At 58.9% G+C, this 26281-nt stretch carries 24 protein-coding genes and 3 pseudogenes; 1 reads left to right on the top strand and 26 read right to left on the bottom strand.

The window, feature by feature from the left end; all coding sequences use genetic code 11:
- The 23 genes and pseudogenes from EN914_RS01555 to queC all read right to left on the bottom strand — a co-directional run.
- The coding region (locus tag EN914_RS01555) for a TlpA disulfide reductase family protein (RefSeq protein WP_164778642.1) at positions 1 to 511 on the bottom strand (511 nt) is incomplete at its 3' end.
- A 599-nt stretch (positions 512 to 1110) separates the two neighbouring features.
- Positions 1111 to 2124, bottom strand: coding sequence for a 1-aminocyclopropane-1-carboxylate deaminase (locus EN914_RS01550; protein WP_024505903.1), 1014 nt, complete (start codon positions 2122 to 2124; stop codon positions 1111 to 1113).
- Between the two features lie 230 nt (positions 2125 to 2354).
- Entirely contained in the window at positions 2355 to 2552 is a 198-nt protein-coding gene (locus EN914_RS01545; RefSeq protein ID WP_081714487.1) for an exopolysaccharide production repressor protein, read from the bottom strand.
- 80 nt (positions 2553 to 2632) lie between these two features.
- Positions 2633 to 2950 carry a ferredoxin III, nif-specific gene (gene fdxB, locus EN914_RS01540; RefSeq protein WP_174800308.1) on the bottom strand — a complete coding sequence of 106 codons (318 nt, stop codon included), beginning with the start codon at positions 2948 to 2950 and terminating at the stop codon, positions 2633 to 2635.
- Positions 2947 to 3150 (bottom strand): CCE_0567 family metalloprotein, encoded by a 204-nt coding sequence (locus EN914_RS01535; protein ID WP_063169367.1) that lies wholly within the window; start codon positions 3148 to 3150, stop codon positions 2947 to 2949. The genes fdxB and EN914_RS01535 overlap by 4 nt, the downstream gene beginning before the upstream one ends.
- Positions 3151 to 3195: 45 nt before the next feature.
- Complete coding sequence (locus EN914_RS01530) at positions 3196 to 3639, bottom strand: DUF269 domain-containing protein (RefSeq protein ID WP_245454719.1); 444 nt, start codon at positions 3637 to 3639, stop codon at positions 3196 to 3198.
- Positions 3640 to 3959: 320 nt separating this feature from the next.
- Positions 3960 to 4964, bottom strand: coding sequence for a TlpA disulfide reductase family protein (locus EN914_RS01525; protein ID WP_348631893.1), 1005 nt, complete (start codon positions 4962 to 4964; stop codon positions 3960 to 3962).
- A 411-nt stretch (positions 4965 to 5375) separates the two neighbouring features.
- The gene (locus EN914_RS01520) at positions 5376 to 5753 is read right to left on the bottom strand and encodes a hypothetical protein (protein ID WP_024505270.1); all 378 of its coding nucleotides are present in this window, start codon (positions 5751 to 5753) and stop codon (positions 5376 to 5378) included.
- Positions 5754 to 5766: 13 nt separating this feature from the next.
- Complete coding sequence (locus EN914_RS01515) at positions 5767 to 7065, bottom strand: lysine N(6)-hydroxylase/L-ornithine N(5)-oxygenase family protein (RefSeq protein WP_024505269.1); 1299 nt, start codon at positions 7063 to 7065, stop codon at positions 5767 to 5769.
- An 841-nt stretch (positions 7066 to 7906) separates the two neighbouring features.
- On the bottom strand, positions 7907 to 8542 hold the full coding sequence (locus EN914_RS01510; RefSeq protein ID WP_245265404.1) for a universal stress protein: 636 nt from the start codon (positions 8540 to 8542) through the stop codon (positions 7907 to 7909).
- Between the two features lie 331 nt (positions 8543 to 8873).
- The gene (locus EN914_RS01505) at positions 8874 to 9686 is read right to left on the bottom strand and encodes a response regulator transcription factor (RefSeq protein ID WP_127223407.1); all 813 of its coding nucleotides are present in this window, start codon (positions 9684 to 9686) and stop codon (positions 8874 to 8876) included.
- On the bottom strand, positions 9686 to 10165 hold the full coding sequence (locus tag EN914_RS01500; protein ID WP_024505267.1) for a NifX-associated nitrogen fixation protein: 480 nt from the start codon (positions 10163 to 10165) through the stop codon (positions 9686 to 9688). Before EN914_RS01500 ends, EN914_RS01505 begins: the two co-directional genes overlap by 1 nt.
- A 16-nt stretch (positions 10166 to 10181) precedes the next feature.
- Positions 10182 to 10679 carry a nitrogen fixation protein NifX gene (gene nifX, locus EN914_RS01495; protein ID WP_024505266.1) on the bottom strand — a complete coding sequence of 166 codons (498 nt, stop codon included), beginning with the start codon at positions 10677 to 10679 and terminating at the stop codon, positions 10182 to 10184.
- Positions 10676 to 12028 (bottom strand): nitrogenase iron-molybdenum cofactor biosynthesis protein NifN, encoded by a 1353-nt coding sequence (gene nifN / locus EN914_RS01490; RefSeq protein WP_024505265.1) that lies wholly within the window; start codon positions 12026 to 12028, stop codon positions 10676 to 10678. Before nifN ends, nifX begins: the two co-directional genes overlap by 4 nt.
- Before the next feature lie 8 nt (positions 12029 to 12036).
- Positions 12037 to 13521: a nitrogenase iron-molybdenum cofactor biosynthesis protein NifE gene (gene nifE / locus EN914_RS01485; RefSeq protein WP_024505264.1), complete on the bottom strand. Its 1485-nt coding sequence runs from the start codon at positions 13519 to 13521 to the stop codon at positions 12037 to 12039.
- Positions 13522 to 13582: 61 nt separating this feature from the next.
- A complete protein-coding gene (nifK, locus tag EN914_RS01480; protein WP_024505263.1) occupies positions 13583 to 15124 on the bottom strand; it encodes a nitrogenase molybdenum-iron protein subunit beta in 1542 nt (513 codons plus the stop codon).
- A 129-nt stretch (positions 15125 to 15253) separates the two neighbouring features.
- Entirely contained in the window at positions 15254 to 16756 is a 1503-nt protein-coding gene (gene nifD / locus EN914_RS01475) for a nitrogenase molybdenum-iron protein alpha chain (RefSeq protein WP_024505262.1), read from the bottom strand.
- Positions 16757 to 16843: 87 nt separating this feature from the next.
- Entirely contained in the window at positions 16844 to 17737 is an 894-nt protein-coding gene (gene nifH, locus EN914_RS01470) for a nitrogenase iron protein (protein ID WP_024505261.1), read from the bottom strand.
- 1050 nt (positions 17738 to 18787) lie between these two features.
- A pseudogene (locus tag EN914_RS39025) lies at positions 18788 to 18984 on the bottom strand (7-carboxy-7-deazaguanine synthase QueE); the annotation flags it as partial.
- 160 nt (positions 18985 to 19144) lie between these two features.
- Positions 19145 to 19897 (bottom strand): carbonic anhydrase, encoded by a 753-nt coding sequence (locus EN914_RS01455; protein ID WP_024505260.1) that lies wholly within the window; start codon positions 19895 to 19897, stop codon positions 19145 to 19147.
- A gap of 767 nt (positions 19898 to 20664) precedes the next feature.
- Positions 20665 to 21390 (bottom strand): 7-carboxy-7-deazaguanine synthase QueE, encoded by a 726-nt coding sequence (gene queE, locus EN914_RS01450; protein ID WP_164752747.1) that lies wholly within the window; start codon positions 21388 to 21390, stop codon positions 20665 to 20667.
- A gap of 5 nt (positions 21391 to 21395) precedes the next feature.
- Positions 21396 to 21752, bottom strand: coding sequence for a 6-carboxytetrahydropterin synthase QueD (queD, locus tag EN914_RS01445; protein WP_024505258.1), 357 nt, complete (start codon positions 21750 to 21752; stop codon positions 21396 to 21398).
- Complete coding sequence (gene queC, locus EN914_RS01440; RefSeq protein WP_024505257.1) at positions 21752 to 22450, bottom strand: 7-cyano-7-deazaguanine synthase QueC; 699 nt, start codon at positions 22448 to 22450, stop codon at positions 21752 to 21754. Before queC ends, queD begins: the two co-directional genes overlap by 1 nt.
- Positions 22451 to 22844: 394 nt before the next feature.
- On the opposite strand from queC, the pseudogene EN914_RS39020 reads away from it, so the two are divergent.
- Positions 22845 to 22958 (top strand): annotated as a pseudogene (locus tag EN914_RS39020) (transposase); the annotation flags it as partial.
- On the opposite strand, the pseudogene EN914_RS01430 reads toward EN914_RS39020, so the two are convergent.
- The 3 genes and pseudogenes from EN914_RS01430 to EN914_RS01420 form a co-directional block, all read right to left on the bottom strand.
- Positions 22956 to 24158, bottom strand: a pseudogene (locus EN914_RS01430) (IS3 family transposase). The pseudogenes EN914_RS39020 and EN914_RS01430 overlap by 3 nt on opposite strands.
- Before the next feature lie 254 nt (positions 24159 to 24412).
- Positions 24413 to 25447, bottom strand: coding sequence for an LLM class flavin-dependent oxidoreductase (locus EN914_RS01425; RefSeq protein ID WP_081714418.1), 1035 nt, complete (start codon positions 25445 to 25447; stop codon positions 24413 to 24415).
- Positions 25448 to 25525: 78 nt separating this feature from the next.
- A partial coding sequence (locus EN914_RS01420) for a histidinol-phosphate transaminase (RefSeq protein ID WP_164778641.1) occupies positions 25526 to 26281 on the bottom strand: 756 nt, incomplete at its 5' end.

The raw sequence follows: 26281 nt of genomic DNA, 5'->3' as shown, positions 1-26281 counted from the left end.
GGTTATGCGCGATGCGCTTTGCATCGGCGGCTTTCGCTTCATAGCTACTGCGCCAGCTGCCGTTAAGGACTTTCGGCAAAACGTCATCGAGTTCCGCCGGGTGGCCGATAAAAGCGATGTGGCCGTCGCGGTCGACCACGAACGAGGTGGGAATCCCAATCGAAGAGCTGGGATCCATCCAGAGCTTGTTCATTTCGCCAATGTAATCGAACCCGATACGATAATTCAGATTCGGGAACTTCTCGGTCAGCCAGGCATCCACGTTGGTCCGCGCCTCGTCTGCGGTAGGACCCTGTTCGCAGGCGGCAACTCCGACCGCCTCAAATCCGCTGCCTTCATATTTCTCCTGCAGTTCGATCAAATGGGGCATGGCGTCGACACATGGTCCGCACCAAGTCGCCCAAAACTCAACGAGGTAGACCTTGCCGGGCCGAAAGTTCGTGAGGGGCTCGCCACGCAGCCAGTTCTCCACTTTGATCGCAGGAGCCGGGGACCCCATACGCAGTTCCATCTTGGTGTCCAAAGTCATTCCACACCTTTCGTCTCTTTTGTCGCGGAATATTTTCCAGTCAAAATCGGACACGGTCTCGAGGGCATCGCTCCCTCTGGCTTGCTTCAGCGAAGCTCTCACCGTGTTGCCGCACATCAAGCTGCAACGGAGGTGCCAATTCCCTCAGCTCCGGTAAGCGGCGGGAAATGCTTTGAAATTCTCCACGAGCCCAAATGCGGCCGATTGTCGTGAACCCGACATGTCTTCTGCCGCTGTCGGGTTTCGCCCTATCACTCTTGAGAGCTTGGACGGTTCGCCTGTGATTAGACTGGCCTCGGTCCTCGAGCAGTGGCAGTTTGGCGCCAGTTCGAAAGCGCGAACTCGCCGGCTTGGTCCTCGTGCCGCCACCGCCGCGTGTGGATTCTTGCCCCGGAGTCAAAATTCGCCTCGCGGTTGCCAACGGCGGCATGCGCTCAATGCGCGTGGCGTTGAGCCCCGACAGCACGTAATGGTACCAATTAGTGGATGCCCGTCGCTGCCTCCACTTCTCCAGCCAAGCGCTCGAACGACGCTACCTACCCACGTTCGAGCGCGACCGCGGAATCGCAGACTGCCGAACGTCAGCCGTTGCGAAAGGTGTAGCCGTACCCGTTGATCGCCGGCGCGCCGCCTAGATGTGCGTAGAGGACCCTCGATCCCTGTGGAAAGAAGCCCCTCTGGACGAGGTCGATCATCCCTTGCATCGATTTGCCCTCGTAAACGGGGTCCGTAATCATGCCCTCGAGCCGCGCGCACAAACGGATTGCCTCTTTGGTTTCTTCCGATGGAACGCCATAACCCGGGTACGCGTAGTCCATGAACAACACCACGTCTGCCTCGACAATTTCCGCTCCGAGGTGGACGAGCTTCGCTGTATTTTGGGCGATGCCAAGCACCTGCGCCTTGGTCTTGGCGGGCATGGCGGAGGCATCGATACCGATCACGTTGCGCTGTCGACCATCCTTGGCGAACCCGACGAGCATGCCGCCGTGGGTTGAACCAGTCACCGTACAGACGACGATATAGTCGAAGGCAAACCCAAGCTGCTCTTCCTGGGCACGCACCTCCTCAGCGAACCCCACATAGCCCAGGCCGCCGTATTTGTGGACAGAGGCGCCGGCAGGTATCGCATATGGCCTGCCGCCCCTTGCCTTGACTTCATAAAGTGCCTTTTCCCAGCTGCGGCGGATGCCGATGTCAAAGCCCTCGTCAACCAGGCGCACCTCTGCCCCCATGATGCGGCTCAAGAGGATATTGCCGACCCGGTCGTAGACAGCATCATCATGTGGGACCCAGCTCTCCTGGACCAGGAGGCATTTCATGCCGATCTTGGCGGCGACCGCAGCGACCATGCGCGTATGGTTGGACTGCACGCCACCGATTGTGACGAGCGTATCGGCATCTGACGCGATCGCGTCGGGCACAATGTATTCGAGCTTGCGCAGCTTGTTTCCGCCGAACGCGAGACCGGAGTTGCAGTCCTCGCGTTTGACGTAGATTTCCACCTTGTCGCCCAGATGCTTGCCGAGGCGGTCGAGCCTCTCGATCGGCGTGGGTCCAAAGGTGAGCGGATAACGTTCGAATTTTTCCAGCATGCTATCTCCAGCAAAAAAGTACCTGAACCGGCTACGCACCGGTCAGCCCAGGGGTATGGTCGCGTGTTAGCCGAACACAGATTCCCTATACGATCAGCTCAGTCATCAGAGGGTGACCAAAATTGGTGTGGGTCTGAGCACTGATCCTGTCATCCGCGCATCAAAGCAGCAGCACATGCTGGGCATTCGACCAAGCCGGGACACAGCTGAAAATTGCATTCCGCAGTTGATCAGAGTGAGACGACTGGTACCCGAGCTTTCCTGTAACCATCGGCATGCTGGCCCCTGTGGCGAGTTCCACGAGCGCGGCTAGAGGACTGCCAGATCAGAAAGAGCACGCGGCCGAAGGAGCCGGCCTGAAGCAGCAGCGAACAGGCCAGCGTCGTGACGACTGCCACACGGAGCGAATCCAAAGCGAAGTAAACCATCGACGCATTGCTGCACAGGACCAGCCCCACGAGCCGACAAAAAGATGAAGTGCAACGCCGTTCTCCTGGTTTTCGCCAGATCATGTTGCGAGCTCGTCGGCCGCAACATGCGTCTGGCAGTTCTTGGGGCAGACGCGGCCGCAGGCTCCGCAGCCGATGCAGCGGCCGGCATCATCGACAACCATGATCATGCGATTGAGCTTGCCGTCGAAATCGTCGTCCTCGTCATCGCAGGGGCCGAGGATTTCACCCGCATCATCAACGCCGTGAAGATGCATGACATCGCGCGAGCAGACCTTGAAACAACGGCAGCAGCCGATGCAGGTCTTGCTATCGATGGAGGTCAGGTACGACGGCATCCAAATGGAGCCGTCACGGGTGGTGAATGTGCGCATCATCCTAAATTCTTCATTGAAGCGAGTTCTCTCTTGGCAACATCCAACTCGGCATAAACGGCTTGGGTTTTCTCGGCGACTTCCTGTATGTCGGCCCACTTGCCCGGCAGACCCTCGACAAGGTCCTGCAATGCCATCTTGGCAATAGCTGCACGCAACTGGAGCTTTCGGACTTTCTTCCTCATCTTATCTAGGTCTGACATAGATCCTTCCTGGAACAATGGTTTCTTGATGCGCTCCATCTCGGGCTAGGCTTCAATGGCTGCAGTCGCATCGTCGACCAGTTTCGTACCGGCCTCAGCAAGTTTGCGGAAAGTCTCGAAGCCGAACCGGTGGACGTCTCGACAGAACGCCCAACCGCCGGAAGCCCCCACGGGTTTCATTTCTATTGTCGGCGACGTCGACACGCCGGAGCGCTCCTCGATCGCAAGCGCTACGGCGGTGTAAAACATGTCGAGCCTCCACAGCGCGTCAGGATCGGGATCGCCGCCAAAGGGTACCGCACGTTGCTGTTGCTTGGTGATGATGAACTCGGCCAGCAGCTCGGCATCCGAATGGCCTTCCCATAAGCCGAAGGAATCCTGAGTACGAATGAGCCGCAGGAGGCATTTGACGAACGGGGAAGCAAGGGCCTCGTCGTCCTTGTGGACAGCAGGGCCAACCGGTTCATGAGGAATTTCGCTTTTCCCCAATTTCAGTACTCCTCTTGAAGGACGATCTCTTTTTCTGCGATGTGTGGTTCGGGCGCTTGCGTGGGCGGGGAATGGCTTGGGCGAGCCGATCCCACGCAACAGTGTCCCGTGGCCGACCTTGAGCACGTCCACCAATGCGAGACCTTTCACCGCGGCGCGAACGCCTGCGCCGCGGTTCGACCCGAGGTAAACGCAATGGAAATTCCACCTGCCGCAAGCCGCGCACTTTTGCGGCATCGACGTTATTGCTGCGAAGTGCGCCTGGGCGGGCGGATTTGCCGGTGTTCAATTCCAATTGTCATGCCCTTCGCGATCCTTGCTCAGGAAGTGACAGCGTTTTGAGTTTCGCAAGTCTTGTTTTGCGGAGCCACACAGAGACCCGCGTGACAGGCAGGCTCACCCGTGTAGTTGGCCAGGGCTTGGAGCAACGAGGTGAGGTAGCGCTGTTTGGTTTGGTCCGGCACTGGCTCCGAATGGTCCAGCGATTTGATTGCCACCTCGATCAACTCGATCGCCCGGTCCTTGTTGCCGCTCTCGTAATAATACTGAGCGGCCGGAAAGTAACACCCGAATTTAAAGTCTCCATCGCCTTGCGGAGGATTAAGTTCCAGGATCTGTTCGGAGAGCTCCTTGCCCATCGCAAAGCGATCATCATGCGGAAGATGGGAGTTGTCGATCGTGGGATGGAAGAGTTGGTTCAGCGCCATCACCACCCAAGACATCGCTTCGAACTTTTTGTTGATCGCGTCCTCGACCAATTCGCGCATAAGCGGCAAGCCGGTTTTGATGTCGCGCAGCTTGTGAAGCAGAATATCCGCATGAACCCGCCGAAAATCAAAAGAGTCTGGCATCACGGCGAGGCCTTCTTCGATGGCCAATAGTGCCGCTGCCCAATCCTCGTCCTGCATCGCCGGCCCAAGTTTGGCGTATATCGGCTGACTCAGCGACGATTCGCGCACACGCGAGATTCGCTTTGCATCGACGGCTTTCGCTTCATAGCTGCTGCGCCAGCTGCCGTTAAGGACTTTCGGCAAAACGTCATCGAGAGGTGCCGGGTGGCCGATATAAGCGATGTGGCCGTCGCGGTCGACCACGAACGAGGTGGGAATCCCGAATGAAGAGCTGGGTTCCAGCCAGAGCTTTTTCATTTCGCCAGTGCAATCGAACGCTGTCCGATAATTCAGATTCGGGAACTTCTCGGTCAGCCAGGCATCCACGTTGGTCCGCGCTTCGTCCGCGGTTGCAGCCTTTTCGCAAGCTGCGACTCCGATAATCTCAAATCCGCTGTCTTTATATTTCTCCTGCAGTTCGATCAAATGGGGCATGGCGTGGACACATGGGCCGCACCAAGTTGCCCAAAATTCGACGAGGTACACTTGCCGGGCTCAAGGCTCGTGAGGGGCTCGCCATGCAGCCAGTTCTCGACTCTAATCGCAGGAGCCGGGGACCCCATACGCAGTTCCATCTTGGTGTCCAAAGTCATTCCACACCTTTCGTCTCTTTTGTCGCGGATATTTTCCAGTCAAAATCGGACACGGTCTCGAGGGCATTGCTCCCTCTCGCTTGCTTCAGCGGAGCTCTCACCGTGTTGCCGCACATCAAGCACGGCAAAGGGCATGCCAACCCTTCTTAGCTTCGGCAAGCGCCGGTACCGCCTTGAATAAGCGAGCCCTAACACGGCCAGCTGACGTTAACCTGAATGTCGGCTTTCGACGGCTCACCTTAGCGGCTGCCGTTTAGGAAGGTGAGAGTTTGGCTGGCCCGCTGGCGATAAGACCGGCTTCGGCGTCCTGGAGTAGTCGCACTTCGGCGATGGGGTCGAAAGTGCGGGAGAGGCTCGGTACCCTTGCAGCCACCGCCGCATGTGGCCCGGCGTCATAATTCGCGTCGCGGTTGCCAACGGCGGCGTTGGGCTCGATCCACGTGGCGTTGAGCCCGACAGCACGTAAAGCTGCATCGTGATTGAATGCCCTTTGCTGTTTCACGCCAAGCAGGAGTCGCGCGACGCTACCTTGCTCAAGCGCGAGCAGAGCGATCTGACGCCGTAGGAATATTGCTCGTCCCGCTTTTGCCGCCAGAGGCGGAAATCTTTCCTGAATGCCACCGCCGATCATCAATATCGACGAATCATATCCCGCTGCCCATTTGTTCGACTCCGAGGTCGGGCCAGCACTCCGTCAAGGGACGGTTGATGAACCCTAGATGCTCGGGATTGGCGCATGGCGCGCGCCGCAGAAGGCTGTCAAGGATGCGGCGCGCTCGCCAGGCCAGCAGCCCAAAGTTCGGATCAGCCAGCCCGCGCTGTCCAAGGCAGGCGTTCTGAACGAAAAGGCGTCGGTCTCGCGGTCCGTCCCAGTACACCGAAAAATCCTCACCGATGGCGAGCTCATTGCCGATCTGTTCGAGGCGATCTGCGATCGGTTCTAGGAAACCCGGCAGCGGTTTCTCGTACCCGGTGGCCAGGATGACGATATCGGCGGTTACTTCTCCGATGTTGTCCAAGCCGCGTTGCAGCGTGAGCCTGTGCCCTGCTCCGGCATTGATGCAGCGCGACACGTTGCAACTTGGCCGCAATGTGATCTCGCATTGGTGTGGCTCGAGAAAGGCGTGGCGGTAGAGCGCCTGATAGACCGCGCGCAACTTGCTTTCTGAAATGCCCTCGGAGGCAAGCGCGAAACGCCGCAGGAACAGCTGTCGATGCACCTCGCTCATCGCAGCAAAACGATCCGAGAAGCATGGCGTGAACAGCCCGTTTGTGAACGCGTGGTCGTCGAAAGGCATCTCGCGCGTCAAGACCCATGTGATCGCCGCGGGCCGCCGTTCTTTCGGCCGGCCGACAAGGTGCAGTAGCAGCTCGGCTCCCGACTGTCCGCCGCCAACAACGCAGACATGCTTTTTTTGCACCTCAGGATTGATGTGGGCCAACTCAGATGAGTGGAACAGGTTGGGTCCAGTCCAGCCATGAAACTGAGGCGGAATTTGCGCCTGCTTGCCTATGTCGATGACGAGGTTTCTTGCATCAAGGACCGCGTTGTCCGTCCGCACGCGAAACTCGCCGTCGAAGCGGATTTCGCGAACGGCCTCGCCGCCACGGACAAGCGGATTCTTCTGGAACGCCCAGTTGAGATATTGGGCGAACTCGGCTCTAAGCACCCCGTGAAATTGCGCATTGAGGAAATTGTAAAGACGCCCGTTCTCGTGGAGGTAGTTTACGAATGTGTAGGCTGATCGCGGATTGACCAGAGTAACCAGATCCTGGAAGTGGCCGACCTGGAGCTCCGCGCAATCGAAAGCGCTGCCTGGATGTCCTCGGAAATCGACCTCCCGGTCCAGGAACAGTGCCCCTTGCGCAATCTCTTCCTGTATCTGACACGCAAGGCTCAAATTAGATGGTCCAGCACCCACACCAATACAAAAGAGGTCCACTTATCCTTACTCCTCTGGAGTGTTTTCCAACTCAGCGGCATGTTGACGTCGATCGCCGGGCATTGAGCAATGCGAACCTCACAGGCATGCTTGAGCCGCGGTCCCGACTGAGAGGACAGCAAAAGCGTGTGCCGCCTTCCAGGTCTTGGGCTCAATGTCGGCGGCATCGACAGCGGCGCGGCGTGATCCGAACCCAAGAGCAGAAGGAAAGTGTGTGATGCTGTCGCGCGGCTCTTCCGGATCTTACGGCGGCTTCTAGCGCCGGCCTCCACCCCAGGAGTGGCTGTTTCCCTGCCACGACGGAAGCGGCTCTTTCTTTCGAGGGGCGTAACCATGGATAACGGCTCTTAATGCTTTCGGAGACTCCCATGCATGCGGCGTGCCGGATAAAGACCTGTCAAACCAACGAGTTCGCGCAGTTCCAGCTCGTCTGGAATCCGACATTGTCGCACGCCCGACGATCGGGCAGGGGAAGCTCCGCGGCAGCGGCCCTTGCACACCGCAGGCTGACAGGGACAGCCGCCGATTTGACGCGCGTCCGGGTACTGATAAGGGGCCTTCCAACAGGGTTCGCGCACGAGGCGGGGTCTCCTGGTACACCCGCCCTGTGGCTTGGCTGCGGTCTGCTGCAGCCGTTCGTCTTTACTGCCCGTTGCGGACGATCTCGCACGAGTTGGTTCACGAGAGCGTCGTGAAGCAGTCGAGGCGTCCGGTTTGGCTCTGACAAGCGTCGCAAGATGTTCGCGGATCCAGCCATGTCTCCGCAATCCGACCGGTAACCGACGACGACTTCGGACTGGTTGGCGGTCCTACGACCTGATCGGTGTTCCTACGGAGCTGATCAGCGAGCCAAAAACAGCGGCAATGTGGTCTTCCCAAAGCTCCAGCTCGGCGGACCGCCGAAAATCCGCTCACGCAGCCCACGGCTGCCATAAGCACCCATGACCATCATGTCAGCACAGATGTCGTTCGCGTGCTGGGTCAGCACTGTGCCCGCCGATTTGCCGGCGCTCTTAAGCAGGTCAACGGAGACCCGAGCACCGTGCCGAGTAAGATAGGCAGCGATGTCAGCTCCAGACTGCGCGCCTTTCCCGTTGTTTTGCGCCTTTGGATCGACCATAGCGACACAGACTTCCCTGGCAGCGGATAGGATACTAAGAGCTTCCCGAACCGCACGCGAGGCCTCTACACGCGAATCCCAGCCGACCAGCACGCGTCGAGGCGACAGCGTCGCCTTAACGCCCTTCGGCACGATGAGCACCGGCTTTCCGCTATCGAACAAGCAGCCGTTGACAACAGGAGGTCCGAGAGTCTCATCGTTGAGGAGGTCTCCTCCAACGATCGTCAGGTCAGCGCAGAGCGCCCGCTGTCGTGCCACTTCACCGAGGCTAGCCGGATCGCAATAGTCGGTGTCAACGTCACAGGAAAGCGACATAGCTTTCAGCCTTTTGAGGATATCCGCGGACCGTCTTTCCATTCTGGTCACGTCCTGTGAAAATTTCTCGATTTGCTGAAATCGATAGTTCGGTACTGCAATTGCCTGTGCACGTCCTGTATTCCATTCGGGGGGCGGAGAGGACATCAAGAGCAATGGAGGCGGTATAATCGTACCGATAGGTGCGCGCCGACCTCGGCACACAGTCCGGCAGCTGTTGTGAGGTCCTCATCAGAATGATCAGCACCCGTCACACTGAATATGCTTTTAAATTCCATTTGCCTGCTTCTCCTGGTCTTCGTTAGGAGCGCCTCAAAGCGGCAACACCGCTCTCAGGAGGAAGAGAGAGCGGCACCACATTCGATCACCGATTTCAGTCGTCCGGCTTCTCGAGCGAGTAGCCGGCCGACCTGACGGTGCGAATGACGCTGCCGGGCAAGGCCGTTTTCAGCGCCCTCCTGATTCGGCTGATATGGACATCGACGGTGCGTGCACCGACATGAATGTTGGGCAGCCAGGCCGCCCCGATAAGCTCGTCCCGGCTGAAGACCTTGCCGGGGGCCTCAATCATAAGCCGCAGCACGTTGAAGTCGATCCGTCCGAGATGGATGTCGTGGCCATTACCGCGAACCCGATGGGCATCGAGCTTCATCTCCAGGCCTCCACAACAAATCCAACTGTCGTTTTCAACCCCGTTCGGACCACGCTTGGTCAGCCCGAGCCTCGACCGCAGGCAGTCGAGCAGCTTGGCCGGAGCCACCGGCCGCACAAAGCTCTCAACGCCTGCCTTCAAGAGATCGAGGTGCTGGTGCTCGGCGCCAGGCGCGATCAGGGCGATGATGGGCAGGTCGGTGGTGCGCGGTTCCCGCTTGAGGTGGGCGCAAATTGCGGACCCGTTTATGCTGGCTGGGTCGCAATCCAGCACTACGGCCTGAAGCTCCCGTTGTTCGGCCAAGGCCAGCGCAGCCTTCGCGCCGTCTGCCGTCTCACTGCTGAAACCGTCAACCTCCAGTATGTGGCTGTAGAGCAGATAGAACTCGGCATCTTGCGAGCAGATCAGGACCAGCGGCTTTTTCATCGGCGATACCCCAACAACCTGGTCGGCCTCGAGTCCCTGGATCGAGGGGACTGGCCAACATAGTTTCTCGGGTCCGTCATGATGGCCTTTCTCGAAAATCGCGCCCATCATGCCAGCGCCACGTGGGGAAAGGTTTCGATGACAGAAATCGCATCGTCGACCAGCTTCGTACCGGCCGTGGCGAGCTTCAGGAGCGTCTCGAAGCCAAACCGGTGGACATCGCGCAGCGTTTTGGACAAAACGACCAGCCGTCCGGTCGTGAAAAGCACCCGACCAAAACCCTCATGGCTCACCTGGATCATCGGCGATGCCATAAGGCCGCAGCGCTCCTCGATCGCAAGCCCGATGGCGGCGTAGTACTTGTCGAGCCTCCACAGCACGTCGGGATCGGGATCTCCGATGATTGGGATCCCTCGGCGCTGTTCCTTGGTAATGATGAAGTCGCCCAGCAGCTCAGCGTCCGCTTTGCGTTCCCACGAGCCATAGGAATCCTGAGAACGGATCAGCCGCACGAGGCATTTGACGAACGGGGTGCAAAGAGCCGCCTCGTCTTCGGCGACAGCTGGGGGGATTGCGGGGTCAGGCATTGGCGTCCTCCTCTTTTCAGTCCTCGTCCTCGAAGGACGGTTTCTTTTCGGCAATGCCCGCTCGCGCCAGCACCTTGCGCAGCCAAGGCGGAGGACACGTCCTGAGCATCATCTGCGTGCGCAAGAGCACCTGTGGGATCGATTGGGACTCCGCCACTTTGATCGGGTGGATTTTTGCCGCGACAAGCTTGGCTGCCGAAGGGCCGCCAATTGCCAGACAAAACAGGATCTGACAGCCCTTGAGCGCATCCACCTTTGGCGTGATGCGATCATCGCGCTCGGCCCGATGCTCCCCGCTTTCATCGGACACGTCATCGAAGGCCACGGCTTCTACGAGATTCCATTCCTCGCGCGTCACGTCGTAGACAGCAAAGCGCCTGGCCGACCCGAAATGGGCGTTGAGGTCCTGCATGTCCTGAGTGGCGATCGCAACGCGCAATGCGCCCTTACGTCGTTCAGGCATCGGGGCGAAAACCTCACTACTGACCAGCGAGAGGCGGCGAACAGCGTTCATCGTGATATTTCTCGATTACGGAGTGGATCAAGCGCCTCAGGAGTGGGCGCGTGTTGGTTGGCCTGGAAGATGCTGGCGACCTCGAAGATCATGTCTCGGGTGCCCTGATAGAGAATTGCGAGCTTGTGCTGGCTGCCTAGTCGATCGAAGACCGGGAACCCGATGCGCATGAGCGGAATTCGGAGCCGCTCCGATGCTTGGCGCCCGTGCGAATGCGTGACAAGCAGGTCAGCACCGACGGCAAGACTTTCCAGATCGCCGAGATCGCCGATCTGAACCGAAACCGCCGGGACTTTCTCGAGAATTTTAGACCTGTCGGTCGTTGTGACGGCCGCGGCTATCTCGGAGCCGAGGCCAGCAAAGAAGGTCGCAAGTTGGAACAGCTGGTCTGGTTCGGCAGCGATGGCAATTTTCTTGCCGCCGAAATGGAAATGTCCGTCGAGCATCGCGTCCTGCAATTGCGCCCGGCGCCGGCGCACGCGGGCCGGTACCGCCGCGCCCGAAATCGCAGACAGCAGCGACACGAAGCGGTCCGTGTCCTGCAGCCCAGTCAGTGACTGGAACAACACGTAAGGCACGCCGGTCAACCCGTGCAGCGCTTTCGCCGGGCGGCGCATGTGCTCACCGATGGCGATGCATTGCATGGCCGTGCCCAACTCGCGAATGTCTTCGACGCTGGTGCCGCCGTATGTGGTCGCTACCCAGCGGTCAGGAACCGTACCGTCGAGCGAGCCTGAAATGTCGGGCAGAATAACCGGCTTGAGCCCAAAGCTTTCAACCATGTCACGCATATGCTCGATGTCGGCGACAGTGAGGTTGCATCCGGGCAGGATCGCGATCTTCTTCGGCTGCCGCGCACGTTCGCCCGAGCCTGTAATCCCTTTGATCATTGCGGTGACTGCCTTGGCCCAGCCCTCTTCGATCGCGCCGTCAAAATCCGGCGTGTTGGCCAGCACGACCTCCGTACCCGCAAGCTCTTGCGTGTGCTTCAGCTTGATGTTCGCAATATCACTCGCGCAATCTTCGCCACGCGTCTCCACCAGCGCGGTCGTGCACACCCCGATCAGCTTTGGCTTCGTGCGGTTCTTGAGGTTGAGGATGGCTTCTTCAAGATGGTCGGCAGCGCCGAGGATGGTCGCCACCTCATCCATCGCTGTTGTCTGCAATGGAATCGTTTCTTTGAAGTGCCGTACGAAGAGCACGAGCGCGAAGCTTGTGCATCCCTGGCTGCCGTGGAACAGCGGCATCGCGCCGTCGACCCCAAGAAAGGCAAAGGCGGCACCCAGCGGCTGCGACGACTTCAGCGGGTTCACCGCCGCGGATTTGGTCTGGGGAAGGATGCGGGCCATCGGTCGCCTCAACACTCGCTGAACTCGTGTGCCGTCGCGCCGGCGAATTCATCGAACAGGTGCCCGGACTCCTTCTTCGTGCATGGCAGTTCGTCTTTTAGATCAGGCTGGCAATCCCACGGGGCCGGCTGGCGCACCTGAGACCAGACCGGATTGTGAATGGCGAGGTCGATCTGGCGTACGAGTTCCACCATGCCGGCATAGCCGGCATAAGGGTGCTGGCGCTCCTGGTTGATATCGAGCCAGGGCGTCTTGGCCTTGAGCGCAATGAATTGCGTGCGACCGCCCGACAGCATGATATCGGCCCTGTGTTCAGAGAGCATGGCGTACAGCTCGCGCGCAGCCATGTATTCGAACATATGCTTGTCGTGCTTGAGAACTTGTTTGATGCGCTCCTTGTCCTGCACCGTAGATTTCTTGACCGAGGTGCCGACGATCTCGATTCCGATCTCCATCAGCGCACGGACAACCGACCAGGACTTCACACCGCCTGTGTTGAGCAGCACGCGCTTGCCTTGGAGCCTTTGCCGGTAGGATTCGAGTTTCTTCCACGCGATCGCCTCCTGCTGCGCGATCAGCGTCTCCGTGCGCTCGAGGATCTCCGGATCGGCGCCCTTCCTCACCAGCAGCCTGACAAGGTTGCGAAGAGCTTGCGATGTGTCGGAGATGCCATAGAAGGAGCCCTCGAAGAACGGGATGTCCCAGCGCTCCTCCATCTTGCGGGCAAGACTGATCAGCGCGGTCGAGCACACGATCATTGCCGCCCGGGCGCGGTGCGCGGAAGCAATGTCGCGGTAACGCGCATCGCCGGGAATGCAGGCGCGCACCCGGATGCCGAGCCGATCGAGGAGCGGCTTTACAAGCCAGAATTCGCCCGAGAGGTTGAATTCGCCAAGGATGTTGATGTCGTAGGGCCCGGGGTCGTCGGGTTCGACCGTGCCGATGACATGATCGAGCAACGCCTCGGCGGCGAGCTTGTTGCCGAGGTTCTTGGAGCCTGCCAGGCCAGGCGCATTGATCGGCACCACGGCCAAACCGAACTTTTCCGTGGCGCGTTTGCACACGGCCTCGATGTCGTCACCGATCAGCGCCGTTACGCAAGTTGAGTAGACGAAGATCGCCGGCGGCGCGTATGTGTGCTTGATCTCGCGGATCGCCTTGAAGAGTTTCCGCTCGCCCTGCCCCATCACCAGGTCGAGTTCGGTGAGGTCGGTCGTGAAGCTTGTCCGCCACAAGGTCGGCCCTGACGAAACCGCACCACGGTTGTCCCAAGAATTGCCCTCGCAGGCGAGCGGCGCATGGACCAGATGCGCAACGTCGGTGATCGGCTGCAGGACGATCTTGGCTCCGTCAAAGGCGCAGCCGCCGGCTGCCGCCCCTGGTGTCAGCGACTTCGAGCAGCCCTCCTTGCGCGCCTTGGCATCTTTGCCACGGTTCTTATCGCAGGCGGGCTCATCGAAGGCGTCCTTGATTTTGGCGCTGAGGGAGGACATCGCTCAGCCTCCCCAGTCCATTGGGCAAGGAATGGCCTCGGCGAAAAGCCGGCCACGGCTCTTAGCGCGTGAGGTCATAGGAATAATCCGTCACACCCGTCTCGCTCGTCTCGCGATCGAGTTTGTCGAAGATCTTGTCGAGGATCGTCGTCAGCACGCGCAACGCGCCCTGGTAGCCAAAGAGCGCAAAGCGGTGATGATGGTGCCGATCGAAGATCGGAAACATCAGCCGGATCAGCGGCGTTCCGGTGTCGCGCTCCAGGTACTTGCCGTAGGAATTGCCGATCAAAAGGTCCACCGGCTCGGTAAAGAGCAGCGAGCGCAGCGCCCACAGGTCCTTGCCCGCCCAAACCTGGGCAGCCTTGCCGAAAGGCGAGGATGCTAGCAGCTTCTTCAAATCGGCTTCCCATGCCGAGGTGCCATTGGTGGCGAGGCAATGGGTTGGCTCGCCGCCGGTCTCCATGACAAAGCGGGCCATTGCGTGAACGAAGTCGGGATCACCGTAGATGGCGTATTTCTTACCATGCAGCCAGGATTGGCTGTCCGCCATGGCGTCTACCAGTCGGCCGCGCTCGAGGCGAATTGCCTCGGGAATCTCCTTGCCGGAAATCGCCGCGACCTCCATCAGGAATTCGTCCGTCGCCTGAACGCCGAGCGGATAGTGGAACGAGGCCGTCGCCTGCCCGACCTCCTCGCAATAGCCCAGTGTCTTTCGGGTGTTGTGATGCTGCAGCGAAAGCGTTGCCTCGGCGTTGAGGGCCTTCTTCACCTCGTTGATCTTCGTGCCCCCGTCATACATGCGGTATTCACCGTCCGAAGGCGTATCGAACTGGTCAGAGGCATCCTGGATCAATGTATAGGACACGCCCATTACATCGAGCAGGCGCTTGAGCTCCCGGTTGTTGCCGACGCAGAAGCCGTCGAAGCCCGGAATGATGTTGATGGTTCCTTCGATTTGCGTACGCTCCTGACCTTTCCAGAAGTGCTCCAAAATGCCTTTGACCATGTTGTCATAGCCGTCGACATGACTGCCAACGAAGGCCGGGGTGTGGGCAAAGGGCACGTCGAAGTCGCGCGGGACTGAATCTTCGTCCTTGGCGTTCTGGATGAAGCTGTGCAGGTCGTCGCCAATGACCTCTGCCATACAGGTCGTCGACACGGCAATCATCTTGGGGTCGTAGAGCTGGTAGGTGTTGGCGAGCCCGTCGACCATGTTCTTCAGGCCGCCAAACACCGCCGCATCCTCGGTCATTGAGGAGGAGACCGCCGCGGCAGGCTCCTTGAAATGGCGCGACAGGTGCGAGCGGTAATAGGCGACGCAACCTTGGCTGCCGTGGACGAAGGACATGGTTCGCTCGAAGCCGGCGGCAGCGAATACCGCACCCAGCGGCTGGCAGGCCTTGGCCGGGTTCACGACAAGCGCTTTGCGGGCGAGGTTCTTTTCGCGGTATTCCCACGTCTGGGTGAAATCGCGCTGATCGGAAACGATTTCATCGGGGTGCGGACATTCGAAGTTTAGCTTCTTCTCAGCGAGCATCTTTCTGTATTCCGGCTCGCGGAACAGGGGAGCGTGATCGAGAATTTTTTCAGCCGACTGCGGCATGATGATTACCTCTTTTGCATCTGGCTGCGCGGGACGGCAGCTCAGGACGTCAAGACGTTCCAGGCTCCGGCGGATCAGAGGCCGCGGGAGTTCACCGTCTCAGTGGGAGACTGGGGCTGAAGCAAATGTTTATTCGGCAGCCATCGCCCGCTCATCGCCCCGGCTTCTTTTCCAAGGCGCGTGGAATAGGTCCCAGACCGGGTTGTTAATGGCGAGATCCACATCACGTGCGAAAATGGCAAAGCCATCGTAGCCGTGATACGGGCCTGAATAATCCCAGGAATGCATCTGGCGGAACGGTATGCCCATCTTCTGCACCGGGTATTTTTCTTTGATTCCCGAGCCGACCAGATTTGGGCGAATCCCTTCGATGAATTTCTCCAACTCATAGCCGGTCACGTCATCGTAGATCAGCGTGCCGTTCTTCACGTAGTGGCCGGTGCGCTGATAGTCGTCGCTGTGGGCGAATTCATAGCCGGTGCCCACGATGACCATGCCGAGGTCCTCGTAGGCCGTGACGACGTGGCGGGGGCGCAGGCCGCCGACATAGAGCATCACGGTATTTCCTTCCAGGCGCGACAGGTACTTGGCGATGACCGCATCAACAAGCGGCCTGTACTTGGCAATGACCTTTTCGGTCTTCTCCTCGATTTCCGGCCCAAAATGCTTGGCTATGTTGCGCAGAGAGGCTTCGATCTGGGAGGGACCGAAGAAATTGTACTCCATCCAGGCGACGCCATACTTTTCCTCCATATGCCGACAGATGTAATTCATCGACCGGTAGCAGTGGATAAGATTGAGCTTAGCCTTCGGGGCGCGCTCGATCTCTGCGAGTGTGGCGTCACCCGACCAGTTGCCAACCACGCGCAGCCCTATCTCCTCAAGCAGTATGCGCGAGGCCCAGGCATCGCCGCCGATATTGTAGTCGCCGATGACGTTGACGTCGTAGGGGCCGGCCTCGAACTTGACATCCTTTTTGTCGAAGACCCAATCCCGGATTGCATCATTGGCGATGTGGTGGCCAAGCGACTGCGAGACGCCGCGGAAGCCCTCGCAGCGTACCGGCACGATCGTCTTGTCATACTCCTTGGTCTTTTTGCGAGAAACGGCCTCGGTGTCATCGCCAATCAGGCCGATAGGGCATTCGGACTGCACGGTGATGCCGTTGTTGAGCGGAAACAAGACTTCAATCTCGTCAATGATCTGTTCCAGCTTCTTGTCGCCGCCGAAGACGATGTCCTTCTCCTGGAAATCGGAGGTGAACTGCATTGTCCCGAACGTGTCGACGCCCGTTGTACCGACGTAGTAGTTGCGGCGCTGCGACCAAGAATATTGGCCGCAGCCGACCGGGCCGTGCGAGATATGGACCATATCCTTGACTGGCCCCCACACCACGCCTTTCGAACCAGCATATGCACAGCCGCGAATCGTCATCACCCCGGGAATGGACTTGATGTTCGATTTGACGTCGCATTCGGAAAGGACCTCGCTTTCCCCGCCAGCCTCGTTGCCGCTCTTTGCGACGTTGAGGTGCTTCTTGCGGCGCTTCGCCGCCTTGTCGGGATAATGCGACAGCACCTCTTCGATAAGCTTCGCATGAAGAGCACCGTCATTCTCGTATTCCCGGCTCATGAGTCCCCCTTTCAAGGTTGGGTGACGCCTCAAAGAATAGGCGCCGTTCTCTGCAAGGCGCGCCGATTCATGGCAGCGCTAATGTCACTACTGGGCCGCCGCCTTCGCCGCTTCCTTGGAGTGAAGCTCGGCAAGCATCTGCTCGTCGGTCTTCATGATGCCGAAGTCGAGCAGCATCTCCTCCAGCTCCTCCATGGTGATCGGCGTCGGGATCGTACCCTGGCCCGAATTGGCGTGGATCTTCTCGGCCAGAGCGCGGTATTCCCCTGCCTGCTTTGAGTCCGGCGCGTACTGGATCACCGACATCTTCCTGAGTTCGGCATGTTGGACGATGTTGTCGCGGGGCACGAAGTGGATGAGCTTGGAATTCAATCGGCCAGCCAGTGCTTCGGCCAGATCGAGTTCGCGGTCGGTTTGACGTTCATTGCAGATCAGCCCGCCCAGCCGCACACCGCCCGAATGGGCATATTTGAGGATGCCCTTGGCGATGTTGTTGGCGGCATAGAGCGCCATCATCTCGCCGGACATGACGATATAGATCTCCTGGGCCTTGCCTTCGCGGATCGGCATGGCGAAGCCGCCGCATACCACGTCGCCGAGGACGTCATAGGAGACATAATCGACATCGTCATAAGCGCCATTCTCCTCGAGGAAATTGATCGAGGTGATGACGCCGCGGCCGGCGCAACCGACACCCGGCTCGGGGCCGCCGGACTCCACGCACTTGATGCCTCTGTAGCCCACCTTGAGCACGTCCTGGAGTTCGAGGTCTTCCACCGAGCCTTCCTGTGCGGCGAGATCCAGGACGGTATCCTGAGCTTTCGAATTCAGGATCAAGCGTGTGGAATCGGCTTTGGGGTCGCATCCTACGATGAGGATTCTCTGCCCGAGGTCGACAAGGGCAGCGAGCGTATTTTGGGACGTGGTGGACTTGCCGATGCCGCCTTTTCCGTAAAAGGCGATCTGACGCAGACCTGACATAATAGCTTTCCTTCCTTCGTTCTAATTATCGCGACTGCCCGCGACACAAGTGCCGATAGGCAGCTCGTGCCGCCTCACACCAAGCATCGCAAAAAGCGTACCAGCGTGATCGGCCGATCCCAGAAGAAACTTTGTCATTAAATTCCAGCCGCTTAGACGGCGGCAAAACGCGCGAACGGGCCTTTCAGGCGTCTGTCACGGACACGACAAAGCCGACACAGATTGTCGTGCGCCATCCAAACCGCCGTGTGTCGAGCTCGAAGCGGGAGAATGGGGAAGTTAGCCCAAAGCTGATGGCGAGACCATCGGAAGACATCGGCTCTTGTCTTTCCAGCCTGCCATTGATCGGGCGGTCGCTGGATGAGCAGGAGCCTGGGGCTTGACCGCGGCGCGGGTAGTTCAGGCAGGCTTACAGAGCGGGAACGCCGGCGGCCGATAGACATCCGCGCTTACCCTTTCATAGCCCGTCTACAAGTTGGTTCCGCCGACGCGCTATATGGAAGCCAAATAATTCAGTAGCTTAGCCGAGAGCATTGATTTTTTCAGAAAGATACGTGTTATACGCGTATGAACCGCCGAACCCATGGTCGGCGCCCTCATGCGCGTGAGACCCCGTTGTGGGCGAGGCTCGCGACTGGCTGCACGATCCTAGCCGGCCTGCTTGCCATTGAGTTTGGTCCCGCCGCGGTAGGCTGCGGCATCAAGGGCAACATCAGCTACAACACTGGCAAGAAGATTATCACGTTCTTGGACAGGAATCTTACTGGGAGACACGCATCAACCTATTGAAGGGCGAGCGGTGGTTTTGTTCAGAGGAAGCTGCACGAAAGGCGCCCACGGGGCCGCCACGATCGCAAAGTGTGTACAAAAGCGCCCTCTCTGCCGAACTGAACAGTGCTCACGGCCATAGCCTCGGATGAGCCCGACTGGCTTGACCTCTGCATGATGAGAGCAGCTTTTACACCAGGTGCGCAGCACATGTCTTTAACGAACGCATCGTCTTCAAGAATATAGAGAGCAATTCGGAAAACCGAGTAGTTGGCGGCGAAGCTAGGAGAAGGTATACACCACCCTCTTGTTACCCCAGAGTAGAACGTGCAGCTGCGGCAAGACGCGGGCTTCGAACCACCTGTCGCTGGTCACCTTTTCTACCAGCGGTTCCATGCGCATCATATTCCGTCCGACTCGACAGAGACGTCTTCATTACCACGGCGGGGCGGCGTGTGATTGCCGGGTTGCAGACAAACCTCGCCGCGACGTCTTTGGGACGAGTGGTGCCGGCACCGAATCCCTATCATTTAGACTAGCCAGCTTGGGGAGCGCCGTCAGACCGCCAGACCGGAAGAGGAGGCTTCGCGCCAAGTTGTGCCAAGAATGTTGGACCGTGCGGAACCGCTGGGGCGGCGCTCAACTCTGGCGCAGGATGAAGCGTCGATTGGGTGAATGACTAGGGCGCGCGTTCGACGGGTAGAGTGAGGTAAATCGCTGGATGTCTGCCGGATCAACGTCAACCGGTTCCATCGCCACCATCCACTCGACGTTTTCGGTGCACGGCGGCGTCGTCAGTGAGCCTTCATAAGTCCAATAGCCAAGCGAGGCTGGCAGAAGCCAGTTGGGATTCACCTCGTCGATCGTCACCTCCCCATTCGGCAGTTCGGGAAAGGCCGCAGCAAGGGCAGCAAAGCTGGCATTTGTCGCGCCGGGCGTTAAAAAGACGCCCAGCACGCCCAGAGTACCACTTTGCGTGTCCTTGTGAACGAAATGCACCTCCATCGGGAAGCTCTTGCCCGCCACGTGATGTTCGCTTGGCGCATGGAAATGGAACTGTACCAGTTCGTAGACACGATCGCCGCGGGTCAGCGTGCTGCCTTGTGGCATATTGATTTGAATGGTGTGGCCGTTGTTCACCATATTGCCGCCGCCCTTGTGCCAGCCGATGGCGATATGCGGGATATCCGCCTTGACCGCGCTGTTGATATTGATCGGCGATTGCTGCGTGCCGGCAGAGCATACGAAATTTTCCTTATCCAGATCAGCCCAGTGCTCCGGTCCGACCGGACCGGTGTACCCCCAATGGGCACTGGTCGCTTGGGCGGCTTGAACGCAAATCCGGCATGCGCCGAGCGCAACCAACCCTTTGATCAGGTGACGACGATACATATTGCTTTTGCTCCTCTTGCGAACTGATGTTGGTGGCTGCCCTAATGGACGCGTGATGGCCAATCGGCGCGGCCACTATTGTCCTTTGCAACTGATGGATGCCCGCATGCCTTGGCGTGCTTTCATAAGTGCGGCTCCCGTTTCTCGGCTGGCCGGCTTCTGCAGCCCGCAACGGGGGCAGTTTCAACCAGCTAAACGATAAAAAATTTGAGCAGACCAGCGCTTGACCCCCGCCGCAAAGGCACAGGCGAAGGTGATCACTGCGCGGCTGCCGCGCGCCTGAGGCCGCATCGCTATACTTTACACTCGCTGCCCAAGGAGACGCAGGCGACCCCAATACGTTTTCATCGCTACTCCCGACGCAGCCGACGACGCCACGAAAACGTTGCTATATTTCACGTTGGGCCAGTGAGGAAATCGATCTTCTTTATGGAAGGCATTTGCGCAATGGATGCATTCCCATGCTGACAGTCGTGCGTCAGGCCGGACAATGAGATACATCGATAAGAGCTGGACAAGGATGAGGGGATGACGTGCTTGCGACGGAGCAGGTGGGGCGAGAAGGCCAGTTCTTGCGGATTTCAACTTTGCGTGACGACAGCTCATCGGAGTCAAGGTGACACACGCCGGCAGCGGGGTGTCCGGGCGGTTTCCAGCCGCACAATCGCGAGACCGCTGACGCGAACAAAGCTCGGCTGTACTCGGCACGCGAAGAGAGCCTGCCAAGCCGTTGGAGCCCGGCCTTCCGGTGCGACGCAAGCCGCAGACTAGACCGCCCTCTTGTTACCCCAAAGCAGAACGTGCAGCTGCGGCAACACGCGGGCTTCGAACCACCTGTCGCTAGTCACCCTTTCGACAAGCCATTCCATTCGCATCATTATTCCGTCCAAGTCGACAGAGGCGTCTTCACTGCCAGGGCGCGGCGGCGTGTGATTGCCGGGTTGCAGATAGATCGGAAGGTGCGGATATCTCGCCGCGACTTCTTTGGCGTAGGCATAGTCACTCTCGTCGAAAACGACGAGCTTGAGCACGATTTGCGGCTTCTCTTGCGCCGCTTCGAGGCATGCATCAAACGCAGCCCAACGGGTCGTCATCTCGCTGGACGGCGGCTTTGGGCTAAGGGTCAGCACGTCAAGATCCGCAAACCACTCCCTCACCACGGAACCCTGCGTTTCCAGTGCAAAACGATAGCCCTCGCGATGGCCGCGTTCTATGAGGGGACCGAACGGCTGAATGGCCGGGTTGCCGCCTGACAAGGAGACCATAACCGGCCTGCCGCCGGAAAGCGCATGGACGGTTTGCCACACGGCATCGATCGGCATCGGTAGCCATTCATGGCGATACTGATTGTCCACCGCGTGAAGGCTGTCGCACCATGAACAGCGATAATCACATCCGCCGGTTCTGATGAACACCGTCGGCAAGCCGATGAGCACGCCCTCGCCCTGGATAGTCGGCCCGAATATCTCGCTCACACGGATTGCGGGATGCATGTCGGTCACGGACGGTATTCCGCCCAAGTTTTCGGTGTTTCGCTAACGCGCACGGCCGCGGTCTGCGGCAGACGTGCCTTGCACCATTCATAGAAATGTCTGGCCAGGCATTCCGCCGTGACCTTCTCATGTCCCAGCACGTCGTTGAGGTGCCGATGGTCGAAGCTCTCGTCAATGTAGCGTTTGAGCGGCGCCAGATCGTGATAGTCGCGCACGAAGCCGTGGGCGTCCAGTTCCTTGGCCGACAGCTGCACTACGACGACATAGTTATGCCCGTGCAGGCGCGCGCATTGATGGTTGGGAGGCAAGGAGGTGAGCTGATGCGAGGCCGAGAAGTGGAATTCCTTGCTGATGTGGAACATTACGCGCGCCTCCTGCGCAGCGCCTCAAGCCAGAAATCGGCGTCCTCGTAGTCGGTGGGATCAGCGTGCCCGGCGAGATGGAACGCTTCGCGCCGCTCGACGCAGGTCCCGCATCGTCCGCAGTGACGCACGCCGCCCTTGTAACAGGACCAGGTCTCAGCAAACGGGGTGCCGTATCTTGCGCCATCCGCAACAATGTCAGCTTTTCTGAGATTCACATACGGTGCATAGAGGCGTATCTGCGCATAGCCGTCGAGCGCGCGGTCTTGCATTGTCTGGAAAGCTTCAATGAAGGCCGGACGGCAATCGGGATAGATGAAATGGTCCCCACCATGCACGGCCGCCGCCACCGCTTCGGCGCTGTGGGCGGCGGCGAGACCGAAGGCGATTGCCAACATGATGGCATTGCGGTTCGGCACCACCGTAATCTTCATCGTGTCTTCGGCGTAGTGGCCGTCCGGCACGTCGATACTGCTAGTCAGCGCTGAGCCGGAAAGGCCACGGCCAATTTCGCCGATGTCGATGATCTGGTGCGGGACCTTCAGTCGCTGCGCGCAAAGAGCGGCGAAGCCCAATTCCTTCCTGTGCCGTTGGCCATAGTCGAAAGATAGAAGGCCGGTGAGTTCGTGCTCCGCTGCCACCATGTGAGCAAGGGAAACGGAGTCCAATCCGCCAGAGCAGACGGCGAGAGTCTTCATCATTGGTATCCTTGTTTTGACCGGGTAAGGCTGCGACCGGAGATTTCTCTGCGCCCCCACTACTCCAGCGACTCAGTTTTGTGAACCGGGAGAATTTGCGCTCAGCCCGATTGGAACGGGAGTGCGTCGCGTCCAACACGCGTGATCAATAAAAGTTGAGCGCTTCAGCAGTTTGTTTCGCATCGCGCCAACTTTCGCAACCTGCTGTCCGATCGTCGACTTCGAGACAAGGTGATGTTCGGCCGACATCGGCTGGCTCTTAATTAAGCCGCAGAACACATGTTGGCTTTCTGGCCTTCGCTTGTGCGGTTGGCGAGGGCGACATGGATGCCAGCAAATTTGACATTGGCGACATCCGCCTGGAGAACCCTGCGCGGCGCGATTGAGGCCGCAGGCGAGCCTGCTCTACCTGCCGCCCTACAGTCCCGACTTCAATCCGATTGAGAACGCCTTCGCCCAACCTAAGGCGCTGCTGCGAGCAAAGGCCGAGATAACCATCAAGGCTCTATGAGACTGACGTTGCCCCAGCAGTTTTGAGTTCGTTTCCGGCGTGGGTTGTGCCCTGCTGGGCGGGTGAAGCGACGGGCGCTGGCGCGGAGCCCTTGGCATAGCGCAGCGCGAGCGACCGTCGCGGATTGAAGGTGCTGGCGAACTTGGCCGGGGTCTGCCAGGGGGGAGTGCGGCCGCGCGGTGTTGTAGTCGGCGTGCCACAGGGCGATGGCTACGCGCGCCTGAGCCAGCGAGGTGAACAGCGTCTCGTTGAGCAGTTCATCGCGCAGTCGGCCGTTGAAGCTCTCGATGAAGCCATTCTGCATCGGCTTGCCGGGCGCAATGTAATGCCATTCGACGCGGTTCTGATCCGCCCAGGAGAGGATGGCGTTCGAGGTGAACTCGCTGCCATTGTCGCTGACGATCATCCTGGGCCGGCCGCGCTGGTGATGAGCCGGTCCAATTCGCGGGCAACCCGCATGCCCGAGAGAGACGTATCAACGATGAGTGCCAGGCACTGTCTCGTGCAGTCGTCGACGACGGCCAGGATGCGGAAGCGGCGCCCGTCGGTGAGCTGGTCCGATACGAAGTCGAGCGACCAGCGCTCGTCGGGCCTCAGCGGCACCAGCATCGGCGCCCTGGTCCCGATCGCCCGCTTGCGGCCGCCACGGCGGCGAACGGCGAGCTTCTCCTCCCGATAGAGCCGGAACAGCTTCTTGTGGTTCACGACCAGGCCCTCCCGCCTCAGCATCACGAGAAGACGCCGGTAGCCGAACCGGCGACGCTCCTGCGCGATCGCCTTCATCCGCTCGCGAACCTCCCGGTCGTCCGGCCTGCTGGTCTGGTAGCGAACCGTCATGCGGCAACAGCCGATGGCTTTACACGCCCGCCGTTCGCTCATCCCGAAGCCTTCCTTCAGGCGAGCGACAGCTTTCCGCTTGGCGGCGGGCGTCACCATTTCTTTCCCACAAGGTCCTTCAACGCGGCATTGTCGAGCATGGCGTCGGCCAAAAGCCGCTTCAGGCGCGTGTTCTCGTCCTCCAGCGCCTTCAGGTCGCCGAGCCTCGGAGACATCCATCCCGCCGAAGCGGGCCTTCCAATTGTAGATCGAGGCGTCGCTGACCCCGTGCTTGCGGCACAGATCGCCAACCGATACCCCGGCCTCGTGTTTCTTCAAAATTCCGATGATCTGCTCTTCAGAGAAGCGGCTGCGTTTCATGTCCTGGTCCTCTGGATGGGCCAGAACGAACTTCAAACCGGATTAGATCAGAGGGGCAAGGTCAGGACGCCTCGGCGCGGTCGTCGACCTCTTCACCCCAGCCGAATGTGCCAACTACTTCAAAGCCGCAGGATATGACCTGGATCAGATAGGACGTGCTCCAATGGTTTACACCTGACACAGGAGTCCGGCCCCCACAACCGTTTCGCAATGAGGAGCAGCGCTGCCGCTGCTCCTCCAATCACACGACGGATTCACGATGCGGCAACTCGAGCCATGATTTCGGATCGAATGGCCGATGCGGTGTATAGTGAGGCATCCAGCGGCAAATCTCCAAATGCCAGTTGACACAGAAGATAATTAGCACCTGCCTCTTCCAGCTGATCAAGGAGAGCTTTTCGGACAGAATCTGCCGTTCCCACGACGCACAATTCACTTTCAATTGCTGCATCGAAGTTCAAAGGCAAGTTTGGTGGAGTGGAAATGGCATTTAGTTCGTATAGAAATTTGAAGCTATTGAGCCATCGTTCATAGGCAGGTGCTGCGAGCAAATACGCATCTGTTTCAGAACGCCCTATCACCACCATTCGGAGCAATCCAAGAAATGGCGCTTGCTGGCCAATGTCAGCATCGTGAATTCGGGCGGCGCGGAACGCGTCGGTAACGCTGCGAACAGAAGTGGAGGGTCCGACGCAGGCGATGTTTGCCCCATTCGCAGCGGCCCAGCTAGCCGGCTCGGGTCGATTGGTGGCGATCCATGTCGGCGGATGGGGATATTGGTGAGGTCTCAACGTCAGCGGAACATCTTTCAACTCAAAGTGGCGGCCCTGATAAGAAAGCGTCCCGCCTTTCATCGCATTGATGAGAATCTCACTGGCCTCCGCATACTGTTCTGGTGCTGCTTCTACAGCAACCCCGAAGTATCCCAATTCAGTGGGAGCAGAGCCGCGCCCTATGCCGAGTTCAAGCCTGCCGCCGCTCAACTGATCAAGCATGCAGATCTCCTCGAAGGCACGCAGCGGATGATAGAGCGCAAGTAGCATTACCATGGGACCAACACGAAGACTGCGGGTTCGCTGGGCGACGCTCGCTAAGAACATATTCGGTGATGGACCTCTGCCATGCGGGGTACAGTGGTGCTCGGCGAGATGATACGCATAAAAGCCAAAGCCATCGCACGCTTCTGCTAGGCTCAGCCGATCTGCATATTGCTGTGCGATGTCATCGCCGTTTTCGTCCAGATGATCGAAGATGCCGAAGGTCAGGCCCGAAGCGGAAATTTTCTTCAATTAATTGCTCTCCAAATTACCAATTATTTGTTCGATAAAATCATAGCTCACGACATATCAACACCTATTACTTGATGCTTAATGTGAATCGACTTCATGCTTGTGAACACCGCGATTCTTCTTAAAGTTCATACAGACGCGTTCGGCGGCAGCAAGGAATTTGTCCATCTGCTCTGTGGTGCCAATGCTGACGCGAATACAGTTCTTCAAATCTACGTCAGGAAAGCTGGCGATGAGGATCGCCTGCTCTTTCAACGCGGCTTGCCAGCATGAGCCCTCCTGTCCCGCCGGCACACGGGCCAGCAAAAAGTTTGCGTGGGAGGGTGTTACGGAAAAGCCAAGTTGCAACAGCGCCAGGGTCACTCGCTGTCGTTCATGCTTGATGTGCCTGTGGTTCTCTTCGTAGGCGTGGCGATGCGCAAGAATGCTTTTCCCGACCGCCTGCCCGATCACGTTCATGTTGAAGACATTCTGGATGTTGCGCAGCCTGCCAATGATTTCTGGGTGACCGAAACCGAAGCCGACTCGCACGCCAGCGGCAGCATAGCTCTTTGAAAAAGTCCTCAAGATCAAAAGATTCGGATGTCTATTGACGAGGCGCAGGGCATTGTCGGGTGCGAAGTCAACGTAGGCCTCATCCAAGACGATCAAGCGATCTGCTTGCTCCACAAGGCGTTCGATTTCGGCCACCGGCACGAATGTTCCGGTCGGATTGTTCGGATTAGCCAACAGAATGAACTTCGCGTCTTTTGCGGGGCCGGACAGCAGTTTTTCTATCGGCAGGGGATGAGCTTCGCTCGATGCGATTTCGAGAAACTCGGCACCCTGCAACAT

The sequence above is a fragment of the Mesorhizobium sp. M7A.F.Ca.CA.001.08.2.1 genome (assembly GCF_003998455.1).
Taxonomy (GTDB): Bacteria; Pseudomonadota; Alphaproteobacteria; order Rhizobiales; family Rhizobiaceae; genus Mesorhizobium; species Mesorhizobium ciceri.
This window is presented reverse-complemented; position numbering and strand designations above follow the sequence as displayed.

Bases quoted from the DNA above. Each gene is read 5' to 3' on its own strand.
- EN914_RS01525 (WP_348631893.1), bottom strand. From the start codon at position 4,964: ATGCCCCATTTGATCGAACTGCAGGAGAAATATAAAGACAGCGGATTT.
- nifN (WP_024505265.1), bottom strand. From the start codon at position 12,028: ATGGCCCGCATCCTTCCCCAGACCAAATCCGCGGCGGTGAACCCGCTG.
- queE (WP_164752747.1), bottom strand. From the start codon at position 21,390: ATGCATCCCGCAATCCGTGTGAGCGAGATATTCGGGCCGACTATCCAG.
- EN914_RS01505 (WP_127223407.1), bottom strand. From the start codon at position 9,686: ATGGGCGCGATTTTCGAGAAAGGCCATCATGACGGACCCGAGAAACTA.
- nifH (WP_024505261.1), bottom strand. From the start codon at position 17,737: ATGTCAGGTCTGCGTCAGATCGCCTTTTACGGAAAAGGCGGCATCGGC.
- nifE (WP_024505264.1), bottom strand. From the start codon at position 13,521: ATGTCCTCCCTCAGCGCCAAAATCAAGGACGCCTTCGATGAGCCCGCC.
- nifK (WP_024505263.1), bottom strand. From the start codon at position 15,124: ATGCCGCAGTCGGCTGAAAAAATTCTCGATCACGCTCCCCTGTTCCGC.
- queD (WP_024505258.1), bottom strand. From the start codon at position 21,752: ATGTTCCACATCAGCAAGGAATTCCACTTCTCGGCCTCGCATCAGCTC.
- fdxB (WP_174800308.1), bottom strand. From the start codon at position 2,950: ATGATGCGCACATTCACCACCCGTGACGGCTCCATTTGGATGCCGTCG.
- nifD (WP_024505262.1), bottom strand. From the start codon at position 16,756: ATGAGCCGGGAATACGAGAATGACGGTGCTCTTCATGCGAAGCTTATC.
- nifX (WP_024505266.1), bottom strand. From the start codon at position 10,679: ATGAACGCTGTTCGCCGCCTCTCGCTGGTCAGTAGTGAGGTTTTCGCC.
- EN914_RS01535 (WP_063169367.1), bottom strand. From the start codon at position 3,150: ATGTCAGACCTAGATAAGATGAGGAAGAAAGTCCGAAAGCTCCAGTTG.
- EN914_RS01520 (WP_024505270.1), bottom strand. From the start codon at position 5,753: ATGATCGGCGGTGGCATTCAGGAAAGATTTCCGCCTCTGGCGGCAAAA.
- EN914_RS01550 (WP_024505903.1), bottom strand. From the start codon at position 2,124: ATGCTGGAAAAATTCGAACGTTATCCGCTCACCTTTGGACCCACGCCG.
- EN914_RS01455 (WP_024505260.1), bottom strand. From the start codon at position 19,897: ATGTATCGTCGTCACCTGATCAAAGGGTTGGTTGCGCTCGGCGCATGC.
- EN914_RS01545 (WP_081714487.1), bottom strand. From the start codon at position 2,552: ATGGTTTACTTCGCTTTGGATTCGCTCCGTGTGGCAGTCGTCACGACG.
- EN914_RS01500 (WP_024505267.1), bottom strand. From the start codon at position 10,165: ATGCCTGACCCCGCAATCCCCCCAGCTGTCGCCGAAGACGAGGCGGCT.
- EN914_RS01510 (WP_245265404.1), bottom strand. From the start codon at position 8,542: ATGGAAAGACGGTCCGCGGATATCCTCAAAAGGCTGAAAGCTATGTCG.
- queC (WP_024505257.1), bottom strand. From the start codon at position 22,450: ATGAAGACTCTCGCCGTCTGCTCTGGCGGATTGGACTCCGTTTCCCTT.